The organism is Clostridium sp. BSD2780061688st1 H5 (assembly GCF_005845155.1).
GTDB lineage: Bacteria > Bacillota > Clostridia > Lachnospirales > Lachnospiraceae > Claveliimonas > Claveliimonas intestinigallinarum.
The window spans coordinates 26,948-39,523 of sequence record NZ_SPGT01000015.1 but is presented as its reverse complement, the minus strand read 5'-3'; the positions used below and the strand labels follow the sequence as shown (position 1 = coordinate 39,523).

11 protein-coding genes and 1 tRNA gene are annotated in these 12,576 nt (G+C 55.8%); 6 read left to right on the top strand and 6 right to left on the bottom strand.

The window, feature by feature from the left end:
• The first annotated feature begins 121 nt into the window (after window positions 1–121).
• Window positions 122–1,432, top strand: a complete 1,311-nt coding sequence (thiC, locus tag FGQ86_RS10610) for a phosphomethylpyrimidine synthase ThiC (protein ID WP_138303982.1) — start codon at window positions 122–124, stop codon at window positions 1,430–1,432.
• Between the two features lie 25 nt (window positions 1,433–1,457).
• On the opposite strand, the gene FGQ86_RS10605 is transcribed toward thiC, so the two are convergent.
• The 6 genes from FGQ86_RS10605 to FGQ86_RS10580 all read right to left on the bottom strand — a co-directional run bounded on the left by FGQ86_RS10605 (window position 1,458) and on the right by FGQ86_RS10580 (window position 6,545).
• The gene (locus FGQ86_RS10605) at window positions 1,458–2,288 is read right to left on the bottom strand and encodes a polysaccharide deacetylase family protein (protein ID WP_033126537.1); all 831 of its coding nucleotides are present in this window, start codon (window positions 2,286–2,288) and stop codon (window positions 1,458–1,460) included.
• A 152-nt stretch (window positions 2,289–2,440) separates the two neighbouring features.
• Complete coding sequence (locus tag FGQ86_RS10600; protein WP_033126536.1) at window positions 2,441–3,631, bottom strand: MFS transporter; 1,191 nt, start codon at window positions 3,629–3,631, stop codon at window positions 2,441–2,443.
• Between the two features lies 1 nt (window position 3,632).
• The gene (locus FGQ86_RS10595; protein WP_242842863.1) at window positions 3,633–4,019 is read right to left on the bottom strand and encodes a DUF1349 domain-containing protein; all 387 of its coding nucleotides are present in this window, start codon (window positions 4,017–4,019) and stop codon (window positions 3,633–3,635) included.
• Window positions 4,020–4,121: 102 nt separating this feature from the next.
• Window positions 4,122–5,024, bottom strand: coding sequence for a helix-turn-helix domain-containing protein (locus tag FGQ86_RS10590; RefSeq protein WP_242842862.1), 903 nt, complete (start codon window positions 5,022–5,024; stop codon window positions 4,122–4,124).
• A gap of 118 nt (window positions 5,025–5,142) precedes the next feature.
• Window positions 5,143–5,213: transfer RNA gene (locus FGQ86_RS10585), tRNA-Trp, on the bottom strand.
• A gap of 120 nt (window positions 5,214–5,333) precedes the next feature.
• Window positions 5,334–6,545, bottom strand: coding sequence for an ion transporter (locus FGQ86_RS10580; RefSeq protein ID WP_033126534.1), 1,212 nt, complete (start codon window positions 6,543–6,545; stop codon window positions 5,334–5,336).
• Window positions 6,546–6,741: 196 nt separating this feature from the next.
• Here FGQ86_RS10580 and FGQ86_RS10575 point away from each other — a divergent pair, with 196 nt between their 5' ends.
• The 5 genes from FGQ86_RS10575 (at window position 6,742) to FGQ86_RS10555 (ending at window position 12,561) form a co-directional block, all read left to right on the top strand.
• On the top strand, window positions 6,742–7,434 hold the full coding sequence (locus FGQ86_RS10575; RefSeq protein ID WP_033126533.1) for a response regulator transcription factor: 693 nt from the start codon (window positions 6,742–6,744) through the stop codon (window positions 7,432–7,434).
• Window positions 7,435–8,457, top strand: coding sequence for a HAMP domain-containing sensor histidine kinase (locus FGQ86_RS10570; RefSeq protein ID WP_033126532.1), 1,023 nt, complete (start codon window positions 7,435–7,437; stop codon window positions 8,455–8,457).
• Between the two features lie 33 nt (window positions 8,458–8,490).
• On the top strand, window positions 8,491–9,219 hold the full coding sequence (locus FGQ86_RS10565) for an ABC transporter ATP-binding protein (protein ID WP_347562505.1): 729 nt from the start codon (window positions 8,491–8,493) through the stop codon (window positions 9,217–9,219).
• Window positions 9,179–11,761: an ABC transporter permease gene (locus FGQ86_RS10560; RefSeq protein ID WP_171031551.1), complete on the top strand. Its 2,583-nt coding sequence runs from the start codon at window positions 9,179–9,181 to the stop codon at window positions 11,759–11,761. The genes FGQ86_RS10565 and FGQ86_RS10560 overlap by 41 nt, the downstream gene beginning before the upstream one ends.
• 128 nt (window positions 11,762–11,889) lie before the next feature.
• The gene (locus FGQ86_RS10555; protein ID WP_138303976.1) at window positions 11,890–12,561 is read left to right on the top strand and encodes an ABC transporter ATP-binding protein; all 672 of its coding nucleotides are present in this window, start codon (window positions 11,890–11,892) and stop codon (window positions 12,559–12,561) included.
• Window positions 12,562–12,576: the final 15 nt, after the last annotated feature.

Here is a 12,576-nt window from a genome sequence, read left to right as displayed (position 1 = left end):
TATACAGAGGTGAAGGCGTCGGCATCCGGACGGGGAGAAGGGAATTTTGCGTTCCTTTGTCCTGCGTTTTCCATAGCCGGCGTCGGAAAGAACAGGACAAATAATAATGGAGGTAGGACAAATGGAAGCTTACACAACACAGATGGATGCAGCCCGCAAGGGCATTGTGACACCCCAGATCAAAAGGGTGGCGGAGAAGGAGAAGATGCCGGTAGAAAAGCTCATGCAGCTGGTGGCGGAAGGAAAGGTGGCAATCTGCGCCAACAAGCGCCACACCTGCCTGGACCCGGAGGGCGTGGGCAGCATGCTCCGCACAAAGATCAATGTAAACCTGGGTGTGTCCAGGGACTGCAAGGACTATGACATAGAGATGCAGAAGGTGATGAGCGCTGTCAATCTGGGAGCGGAGGCCATCATGGACCTCTCCAGCCACGGAAACACGCAGCCTTTCCGGCAGAAGCTGACAAGCGAGTGCCCGGTCATGATCGGGACGGTGCCCGTATATGACAGTGTGATCCACTATCAGAGAGACCTGGCCACTCTGACGGCAAAGGATTTTATTGATGTGATCCGGCTCCACGCGGAGGACGGCGTGGATTTTGTGACGCTCCACTGCGGCATCACCCGCAAGACCATCGAGCAGATCAGGAAGCACAAGAGAAAAATGAACATCGTGAGCCGGGGTGGGAGCCTGGTGTTTGCCTGGATGAGCATGACGGGGGAGGAGAACCCGTTTTACGAGTACTTTGACGAGATTTTGGATATCTGCGAGGAGTACGACGTGACCATCTCCCTGGGAGACGCCTGTCGACCCGGCTGTCTGGCCGACGCCACAGACGTGTGCCAGATCGAGGAGCTGGTCCGCTTAGGAGAGCTGACCAAGCGGGCCTGGGACCACAATGTCCAGGTCATGGTAGAGGGACCGGGACATGTGCCTCTTGACCAGGTGGCCGCCAACATGGAGGTGCAGAAAAGCATCTGTATGGGGGCTCCCTTCTATGTACTCGGACCTCTTGTCACAGACATTGCGCCGGGCTACGACCACATCACGGCAGCCATCGGCGGCGCAGTGGCAGCCATGAGCGGCGCTGCCTTCCTGTGCTATGTGACGCCGGCAGAGCATCTGGCCCTGCCCAATGTGGAGGATGTGAAGCAGGGCATCATCGCCTCCAAGATCGCGGCTCACGCGGCGGACATCGCCAAAGGCGTTCCGGGGGCGAGAGATATTGACGACCGCATGGCCGAGGCGAGGCAGAAGCTGGACTGGGATGCCCAGTTTGCATGTGCCCTTGACCCGGAGACGGCAAAAGCGATCCGGGACAGCAGGAGCCCGGAGGATGACCACAGCGACACCTGCAGCATGTGCGGTAAATTCTGTGCGGTGCGCAGCATGAACAAAGCCCTGGCAGGGGAGTACATTGATATCCTCTAGAAAAGAGGGGCCGCCTCTTTTTACGCTATCTGTCTGACTGGACCAGCTCTTCCAGGGAGCCGAAGGAGTAGCCCATGTCCTCCCATTTCCCCAGAAGCTCATCCATGATCTCCCCGTTGGTGGAGGAGGTGCTGTGGAGGAGGACGATGGCGCCCGGGTGGATGCGGCCAAGCAGCTTGTCAAAGGCCGCCTCCTTTGAGGGCTGGTCGTCCTGGTACCAGTCTACGTAGGCGAGGCTCCAGAAGAAGGTGTGGTAGCCCAGCTCTTTGGCCATCTTCAGATTTTCCACATTGTACTTCCCCTGGGGCGGGCGGTAAAGCTTTGTCATCTCCTTTCCTGTGATCTCTTTATAGGAAGCTTCCACACCCTCCAGCTCTTCCCGGAAGGTCTCCAGAGTGGAGATCCGGGACATATCGGGGTGGGTGGAGGTGTGGTTGCCTACAATGTGTCCTTCCTCCTCCATCCGGCGGATCAGGTCCGGGTTCTCAGAGATAAAATTGCCCACCACAAAAAAGGCGGCGGGGGCCTCGTGCTTTTTCAGTGCATCCAGGATGGGCTCCGTGTTGCCGTTCTCATAGCCTGCGTCAAAGGTCAGGTAGATCCGCTTTTTATCTGTGTCGCCCAGATAGTAGGCGTCGTACTGCGCCAGCTCCTGGGAGGTGGCGTTTCCCACAGGGGGCTGGCCCTCCTCCTGGAAGCCAAGGCCCCAGTTCCCCTCCGCGGAGGACTGGATCCGGTCAGAGTGGGAGGAGGAGACAAAGGAGGTCACCTGGGCGGCGGTGCGGCCGAGGAGAAAGGCGGCGGCCAGGAGAAGTGTGACCCGGAGGCAGGGGAGTGGTTTTATTTTGCGGTACATAGGGACGTATCCTTGCTCTTACAGTTGTCTCTTCATTATATGAGAGAGGCGGGCTGCGTATGACGGAGGAGATTTTATATCTTTCAGCGGGAAAAAGGCCGGAAGCGCTGTGAATGAGCGCTTCCGGCTTTCTCTGTACCATCCGGTTGCCTTCAAATGGAACCCTTCATCCTTCGGTTCACGGTAAGCAAGCCAATCACTAGAAGAATCGGAAAGATTGTAGCGGCCAGCAGTCCCGCTTTCAGATTGCCGTCAGCCAGTTCCGAGAGACTCCCTACCATTGCCGGGCTTATTGTTCCGCCAAAATCTCCTGCTAATGCCAAAAAAGCGAACATAGCGGTGCCGCCTTGCGGACACTTTTGGGAAGAAAGGCTGATCGTGCCTGGCCACATAATGCCTACGCTGAAACCGCAAAGAGCGCACCCTGTCAGGCCAAGAAGCGGCACGGGGGAAAGAGAGGCCAGCAGATAGCAAGACACGCACAGCAAGCCGCTCAGCAGCATGGTTTTTGTCAGGTTCAGGTTCCCGCTCATTTTTCCATACAGCATACGGGAGATACCCATGAAAACAGCAAATAGACAGGGGCCAGCCAAATCCCCAACTGTTTTAGAGACGCCGAGCCCTGCCTCTGTAAAGGCGGATGCCCACTGCGCCATGGCCGCCTCGGATGCGCCGGAACAGATCATCAGTAAAATCATCATCCACAATAGCGGCAGTCGGAGCAGCCTGCGAAGAGGCAAACTCTCGCCTTCTTCGACCAGACGCTCCATGGGACATGCGAGGAACTGAAAGACATTTACCAGCGGTACAAGTGCCCAGATCAGCGTGAGTATCCTCCAGTTCTCAGTGCCAAACACTGCAAAAAAGAGAGTGGAACCCAGGATTACGGCCACCGCACCCCAACAGTAAAAAGAGTGCAGTAAACTCATCCTGCCGTCCTTGTTTTCGAAGGGGCAGGCCTCTACGATAGGGCTTACCAGTACCTCCACAAGACCGCTGCCGATGGCGTAAAACATCACTGCGATGAGGATCCCCGGAAATGGCACAGGGAGTACTTCAGGGAGAACCGCCAGCAGCACAAGCCCCGCTGCTGAAACTGCCTGGGATGTCACCACACAGATGCGATAACCAATTTTGTCCGCAAACCTGCTCGCTCCAAGGTCAACCAGCAGCTGGGTGAGATAAAATACAACGGGGATCAGGGAAATCTTTTTCAACGAGATCCCATAGGTATTTTGGAAAGTAAGAAACAGAAGGGGGGCGAAATTGGCGGCTATGGCCTGGGTGACAAATCCCAGATAGCAGGCTGTCAGTGTTTTTTGATACTTTCTGGTTTCAGCCATATTACTTACCTGCCCGAATGTTTTTTACTGTTTTTTTCTCAATGCTGAGATTTTCATACACCCGGACGCCGCCGTCGCCTATCGGAGCCTGTGCCAGGAGTCCCACTTTGATGGCGGGATCCGCAGGGAGATGAAAATATCGTATCATATAAAAATTGACACCATCTACAGAGTAGTGAAACGCGAAATTGTTGCCCACCCGACAAACTCGCAGCCAGGCAGTGTTGCCTTCCAGATTGCATCCGTTGGCATCATCGGAATTCCCCTTTGTCACTACACTTGCCACAGCATGCGTACTAAAATCGGTAAGTTCAAAACAACATTTTGCCCAACAGTTCCGGCCCTTCCTCTGTTCGATCCGGCTTTTGTTTAACCACTTAAATTTCATAGTGGATCTCCTTTCACACTCGAATTTAAGCGTATTATATAATCAAAATCTTCAAAGTCAAAGGCACTATAGCGTCAAATAGAAGCATTATTTACCCAAACTTCATTTCCGCTGGCGTTTTTTACCGGGTGAATATCCGTATCTTTTGCGGAATTGACGACTGAAGTAATTGACAGAATGAAATCCGCAGGCAAAACTGATCTCCTGCAGAGTCAGTGTGGTTTCCCGCAGCAAACGCTGCGCTGTTTGAAGGCGGTACTGAATGAGCGCCTCCACCGGAGAACACCCCAGAAAGGACTGGAAACAACGTCCCGCTTCGCTGCGGCTGATATTGGCGGCGTCGGCAATGTCTGTCAGAGTGACCGTTTGGTCGTAATTTTTGTAAATATATGACAGCATTTTCTGCAGCCGTATCTGGGCGTTCATCTGTATCCGTGACGCTTCGGATTTTGGCAGAGAGTCAAAATTGCGAAAGACTGCCTCCAATATGCATGAGATATTGCGCTGAACCTCCAGCTCGTAACAATCGGAATGTTCCCGTATGGCGTGATACGTAGCGCGGATCCACCTGTGGACCTCTTTCCACAGACTGCTGTCGTGTCGGAACACAACAAAGGGCAGAGAGTTACACGCAAGAATCGGCTGGATATATTTCTGGTAGACAGAGCTGTTCTCCGGGGCAACCACTGTGGCGGAAAAAACAATGATCGGAAGGTGATCCGGCTCTGCGCCGGACAGCTGTCGGATTCCGTGGAGCACATTTTGGTTGACGAAGATGCTGTCCCCCGGCTCCAGAATCGTATGGGTTTGTCCCACTTGATAGTCAAGGACACCACTTTGCGCTGTGGCAATCTCAAAGTAGGGATGCCAGTGAATAGGTCCCGCACGGTCTGGCAGGGCGGCAAGCTCATCGCAATAAAATGCAATGGGAAAAGCTGAGATATCATGCGGTATCTGTTCCTGCAATTGATGATCAAGTAATATGGGCATTTTTGTTTTCTCCATCAGGATTTCTGTACATGTTGATAAAGACTAAGAATTAATAGTTGTATCGTGAATTTTTGGTAAAGATAAAAGCCCTGAGAAACAACGCTTTTACGCCGTTCCCAAGGCTTTTCAAAAGCAGGGGATGAGAGAATCGAACTCCCGCTAAGAGTTTTGGAGACTCCTGTCATACCATTTGACCAATCCCCTGTACCTGCTTCCGACTTAAATCGGTCACTAGATATTTATATCATATTTGCACACGTTTTGTCAATTATAAATTAAAAAAATCTATCAATATCTTTTGCCTGCTGTTTCCCTGCGGGAGAGCTACACCTCTATCTGCGTAGCGCTGGCCATGTGTATCTGGGAGTAGAAGATGACCATGTCCTGCTCCCGGAGGATCATGTTCCCGTTGGGAATCAGGGTGCGGCCCTTTCTCTTGACGAGGACGATGATAGATTTCCTCGAGATGTCCAACTCCTGGATGCGCTGGCCGATCCAGGGATGGTTTTTCTGGAGTACCATTTCCTTGAGCTGGATGCGCTCACCCTGGTTGTTGTGGAAGGACTCGGCGCCGAGAACCATGTCGTCTCCGGCCTTCAGCATCATGCTGCCCCGGGGGACGATGATCCGGTGATCCCGCTGTATGGCGGCTACGATGACCCGGGCCGGCAGGTGGAGCTGGGAGATGGTCTTTCCGGCCCACTTGTCCTGCTCTGTCAGGTGGATCTGTATGAAATGGATAGCTGCCGCCTGGCCGTACTCGCTCATCCTCTTGATGCGGGAGTACTGATCCACGAATCCGGCGGAGATGATACCTGTGGGGATGGCCACAATACCCACGCCCAGAAAGGCGATAAAGATGCCGAACATCTTCCCCAGCACTGTAATGGGGTAAATGTCCCCGTAGCCCACGGTGAGAAGCGTGGACGCGGCCCACCAGATGCCGGAGAAGGCGTTGGAAAACACCTCCGGCTGGGCTTCATGCTCCAGACTGTACATGCACAGGCTGGAGGCCAGCATCAGCATGAGGATGATGAAGACTGAGGAGAAAAGCTGCTGCTTTTTGCTCACAATGACCTCCGTGATCACGTTCAGGGAGTCGTAGTAGGCGTTGATGCGGAACAGACGGAAAATGCGGATGATCCGGAACATGCGGAAGGCGATAGCCCCTGCCGGGAAAAAGAAGGGAAGATACTGGGGCAGGAAGGACAAAAGATCCACGATCCCGGTGAAGGAGGTCATGTATTTGGAGACAGCCCTGGGCTGTGTACTGCCCGGATACAGATATTTTGCCGTCCAGATCCGCAGGAGGTAGTCCAGCAGGAACATGGCCACAGTGGCCTGCTCTATGACCATCAGGATGCCGCCGTAGGCAGCCCGGTACTCGTCAAAGGTGTAGACCATACTGGCCACCAGATTGAGAATGATGCAGAAGGCGTTGAAAAAATCATAGATGCGGCTGACATAGTCGTACTCTGTCCCCACCTCTATGATCTCAAAAATCCTTTTTCTCCTCTTTTCCCATGTGTCCTGCATATCGAAGGCCCTCCCCGCATTAAGCTTTCACAGATATTGTACAATATATTCCCGGGATTGCAAATGAAAAAGTTCCCGGCAGCGAGAGCTTTCTCTTGTCCTTTGGGGCCTGCTGAAATATAATGGTGATGTCGGCGCCGAAAGGGCCGGCTGCGCGATTTTATGTATGATTTTATGGACAAGGAGAATGTAAGACATGAGCGCGGGAAGGATCATGGTAGTGGAGGACGACCTGACGCTGAGCGCAGGCCTTTGCTTTGAACTGGATATGAACGGCTATCTCACCGTGGCCGCCTACAATATAAAGAAAGCCCGGCAGCTTGCCGGGGAGGACGATTTTGACCTGGTTATCCTGGACGTCAACCTGCCCGACGGCAGCGGGTTTGACCTTTGCCGGGAGCTGAAGGAGAGGGATCCCGGCCTGCCCGTCATCTTCCTCACGGCCAATGACCTGGAGGAGGACGTGGTGGCAGGCTTTGACCTGGGAGCGGACGACTATGTGACAAAGCCCTTCAGTATGAAAATCCTCCTCAAGAGAGTGGAGGCGGCACTGCGGCACGCCGGGGGGCGGGAGACTGCCCTGAAGGACCGGTGGGAGGACGGCTTTCTGTGTCTGGATTTTGCCGCTCTGACAGCCAGGAGGGGACAGGAGCAGATCGCCATCACCCCCAACGAGTACAAGCTGCTGCGGACGCTGACGGAGAACGGGGGAAATGTGCTCACCAGGCAGACCCTTCTGGGCAAGCTGTGGGACAGCGAGGGAAATTATATTGATGATCACACGCTGACCGTCACCATGAACCGTCTGCGGGCCAAGATCGAGGACGGGGAGCACACTTACATCAAGACGGTCCGGGGCATGGGCTATATCTGGACAGGGGGGAGATAGATGAGAGAGAAGAGGAGAAGGCTTCGGGAGGCGCTGCCATTTCTTGGAGCCATTGTTTTGGTCGGAGCTATGGCATGGCTTTTGTGGGAGTATGTCCCCCGCCGGGAGGTGCGGTATGGGCTCCTTGGGATCTGCGCCGGCCTCTTTCTCCTGGCCGCCTGGTGGCGTGCCTGGGTACGGCGGCAGGTGGCGGATTTTGCCGACTCTCTCTGCGACATCCTGGACAGTCTCATCGCCGGGGAGCCGGACAGATGGCCTCAGATCTATGAGGACAGCCTGACAGCAAAGGTGCAGGGAAAGATCCTGCAGTTTTACGACATTGCCAGGGAAGCCAGAAGGGAGAGCCAGAGGGATAAGCAGACGATTCAGGAGCTGGTCAGTGATATCTCCCATCAGGTCAAAACGCCTATGGCGAATATCCGGATGTTCGCGGGTATTTTAAAGGAGCACGACCTGCCGGAGGAGAAGCGGCAGCAGTTTCTGGAAACTATGGAGGGGCAGATCGGGAAGCTGGATTTCCTCATGCAGTCCCTGATCAAGATGTCCCGTCTGGAGACAGGAACCTTTGTGCTGAAGCCGGAGGAGGCCTCTCTTGCGGACACCATTGCCCGGGCCATCAGCCTTGTATGGGCCGGGGCGGAGAAGAAGGAGATCGCGCTGGAGACAGAGTGCGGCAGCGATGTGGCGGTCAGACACGATCCCAGATGGACAGCGGAAGCCATTGGAAATATACTGGACAATGCGGTGAAATACACGCCACGGGGAGGAAGCATTACCGTGCGGGTGCGGCCCTGGCAGATCTACACGAGGATCGACATTGAGGACACGGGAATGGGCATTGACCCGGACCATTACCACGATATTTTTAAGCGGTTTTACCGGGCTCAGGAGGCCTCCGGGCAGGACGGAGTGGGTCTTGGACTCTACCTGGCCCAGGAGATCATCCGGCAGGAGATGGGCTACATTACGGTGAAGTCAGAGCAGGGGAAGGGCTCCGTCTTCTCCGTGTTCCTGCCAAGCTGACAAAGGCTCCGGCATCGACAGGTACAGGAGAGAGTGAAGGGAAAGGATTTTACTATAAAGGAAATGGAAGTAATCGCGAAGACAGAGGGACTGAAAAAATATTATGGGCAGGGAGCGGGACTTGTGAAGGCGCTGGACGGCATTGACCTGGAGATCGAGAAGGGGAAATTTACCATGATCGTGGGCACCTCCGGCAGCGGCAAGACCACGTTCCTCAATCTGCTGGGAGGGCAGGACAGGCCCACAGAAGGGCGCATCTGGGTGGAAGGGACGAGGATTGACACCCTGAAGGAATCGCGGCTTGCTGTGTACCGCAGGAACAAGGTGGGATTTGTGTACCAGAATTTTAACCTGATCCCCATGCTGACGGTGGAGGGAAATATCCTGTTTCCCCTGGAGATGGGAAACGAGAGGCCGGACCGGGCCTTTTTTGAGGAGCTGGTGGAGACGCTGGGGCTTGGGGACCGGCTGTCGGCCCTGCCCGGGGAGCTGTCCGGAGGACAGCGGCAGCAGACAGCCATCGCCAGGGCTCTCATTGCCAGGCCGGCCCTTGTGCTGGCAGACGAGCCCACAGGCAACCTGGACACAAAGTCCGGCCAGAACGTATTGGGACTTTTGAAGATGATGAACCGGAAATACCGCCAGACCATCGTCATGATCACCCATGACCTGGACATTGCCCAGACGGCGGACCGGATCGTCCGCATTGAGGACGGCAGGTTTGCGGAGGGGAGGGGTGGCTATGGCGCTCCTGGCCAATGACAACCGAAAGGTCTGCCTGCGCCTGGCCCGGCGCATGATCCGGGCAGACAGGGTGCGGGCCGCTCTTTTGTCCCTGTCCATCCTGCTGGTGACCCTCCTTTACACCCTGGTCTTTTTCACGGCGGACAGTGTCCACAGCTCTTATCTTCTCAGTGATCAGCTGGAGTACGGATCCACAAGCCACATTGTGTTTACCGGGCTGACAGAGCACCAGGCGGAGCGGATCAGCGGACACGACAGTGTGGAGAGCAGCGTGGAGCTCCGCAGCCTGGGCACCCTGGGGGACGAGCTTCTGGAATACAGGAATATCTGTCTGGCCGCCGCGGATAAGGACTATGCCGAGACGGTGAGCGCCGTCCCCGAGGAGGGGCGTATGCCGGAGAGGATGGGAGAGATCGCCCTGGACACCATGACTCTGGACTCCTTAGGGCTGCCCCACGAGACGGGAAAGGTGATCCAGCTGAAATGGAGGGACGGGGAAGGCACAGAGCACACAGGCCGGTTCACCCTCTGCGGCTTCTGGTCCGGGGAAAATGTCCACTCCGAGTCCTGCGCCTGGATCTCTGAAGAGGAGGCGTCCCGCCTTCGGGAGGAGACCGGGGCGAAGGAGAGCGTCACCCTGGGCGTCATGCTCTGGCAGCCGAAGGATCTGGATGACCAGGCAGAGGAGATCCTGGCAGATCTGGGGCTTGGGGATGTGTCCTTTACCACGAATCTCTCCTACAATTCCGCCAGGATGGACACCGCAAACGCAAGGGCAGTCAGCTATCTTCTGACGGGCTTTTTTGTGGTGGCAGGGGGCTTCCTTCTCATCTACAATATTATGACTGTATCCCTGCATGAGCGTCTGTCCCTTCTGGCGGCTATGAAGGCCCTGGGCATGACGCCGGGGCAGACGGGACTGTTTACCAGCGCTTATGCGCTGCTCCTTTGCATCCCTGCCGTTCCGGCCGGGCTGGTGCTTGGATTTGGCGTGTTTCTCTGGCTGGCCCGGGGGATTGTGGAGGGATACACGGGTATACGGCTGGAGCTGAGCCTTCTCCATCTGTGGCCGGCCCTGGCGGCAGTGCTTCTCTCCTTTTTCACTGCCTGGGCGGGCTGCTACTTTTCCACCTTCCGGATGAAGGGCTGGACGCCGGCCATGATCCAGGCCTTTCTGAACCGGGAGTACCGTGGAAAGAAGAAGAGAAGGAGAGGGCGGGTCACCGCCTGGCGGCTGGCGCTGGCCTCGCTGGGGACAGGCTGGCGGAGCTTTGCGGCAGCGATCCTGTCCCTTTTGATGGCCTCCCTCGTGCTGGGGAGCGCCTACATCCGCTATATCAGCTACGATGAGGACTACTATGCGGATGAGATGTATCTGAGCGATTACTCCTTTATCGATGCCTCCTGCGGCGGGGAGTACCAGAGATACAACGAGCAGGCCGGCAATATCACGGAAGAAATGGCGCAGAAGCTGCGCTCCTGCCCGGAGGTTACGGAGTACGGGGAATTTCTCACCCACGAGGTGGACCTGACTGCCGACGAGACGCTGCGCCGGACGGTGGTGGATTTTTACAATGGCATCGACAGCTATTACGGAGATGTGACAAGGAAAGAGTCTATGTCCGGACAGCCCGGCTGGGTGGCCGGCCTTGACGCGCTTGAGGAGACGGGGGAGTACCGGAGCGTCCTCATTGGCGCCGAGGGCCTTGTGATGGACTATGTCCTGTTCTACGATATTCTGGACGGAGAATTTGATCCGGAGAAATTTGCCACAGGGGACTATGTGCTCTCTGTGGGGGCTACCTCCCAGGAGGGCTTATCCTCTGCGCCGGCGGGCTCCCAGGTGGAGATCGGAGGCAGAACCTTTACGGTCATGGCTGCCGTGGCGGACTGGGGCAGCATCCCGGCGGGAAGGAACAGCAGGGCTGCAGAGTTCTCGCTGAACTATGTGATGCCGGCGGACACGCTGCAGGAGCTGTACCCGGGGATCCATATCCGGCAGATCATGGTCAACATCGATGACAGCAAAGCAGACCGGTTTGAGGAGAGGACAGCCGACATCCGCCGGGACGAGGGAGTGACTGTGGAGCGAAAAAGCGATGAGCTTGGAGAGTTCCGGCAGTCCGTGGCATCGGCGGTGTCGGTGGGGGTGTTCGCGGGAGCGCTCCTCTTTGGCATCAGCATCCTGGGATTTGTGAATGTGATCATGACAAAGGTGTTGACCAGGAGGAGGGAATTTGCCCTGTACCAGAGCCTTGGCATGGAGAAGAGGCAGATCCGGCGGATGGTGCTGTACGAAGGACTCATAGAGGGGGCGGTGAGTCTTGTCTTCACGCTTCCTGCGGCGGCTCTTGTGCTCTGGTACGGGATGGCCCTCTACTACGACAGCAATTTTGCCTACATCGGCAACAACGACTGGGCGGTCATCTACGAATACTCGCCCCTGCCGCTTCTTGGCATCGGCCTGGCCATTCTCCTTTTGTTTGTCCTGCTGCCCCAGATCTTCCTCGGTATGACAGAGAGGGAGAGCGTGGTGTCCAGGATGAGGTACAGAGAGTAAAGTTACAAAACTGTACCTTTGGAGTACCTTTATTTTGACATCCGTCTGCTATCCTTGTTCTTACAAAAGGAGGAGCGGTCTTTTTCACGCCGCTGCTCTTTTAAGCAAGACAGCAGGAGGTAGAAAAAATGGATGCGATCTTAAAGGCAGCAGGGCTGAAGAAATATTACGGAAAGGGGGAGGCCCTCGTCAAAGCCCTGGACGGCGTGGACCTGGAGATCGAGCGAGGAAAATTCACCGCCGTCATCGGCACGTCCGGCTCCGGCAAGTCCACCCTTTTAAATATGCTGGGCGGTCTGGATACGCCCACGGAGGGGAGTATCCGCATCGGCGATACGGAGCTGGCAGAGCTTGACAGCGAGGCGGCCACCATTTTCAGGAGGAAGCAGATCGGCTTCATTTTCCAGAACTACAATCTGGTTCCCGTGCTGAGCGTGTGGGAGAATATCATCCTCCCCATCTCCCTGGACGGGCGCAGGCCGGACAAGAAATTTATCATGGAGATCGTAAAGCTTCTGGGCCTTGCGAAGAAGCTGGACAATCTGCCGAACAACCTGTCCGGCGGCCAGCAGCAGCGGGTGGCCATTGCCAGAGCTCTGGCCAGCAAGCCCTCCATCATCCTGGCAGATGAGCCGACAGGCAACCTGGACACGAGGACAAGCGACGATGTGATCGGTCTTCTTAAGACCACCAGCCAGGAGTTTCACCAGACCATCGTCATGATCACCCACAACCCGGAAATTGCCCGCATGGCGGACCGTGTCATCCGTATTGAAGACGGCCGCATCGTGTCACAGTAAAGGGGGTGCTTTGCT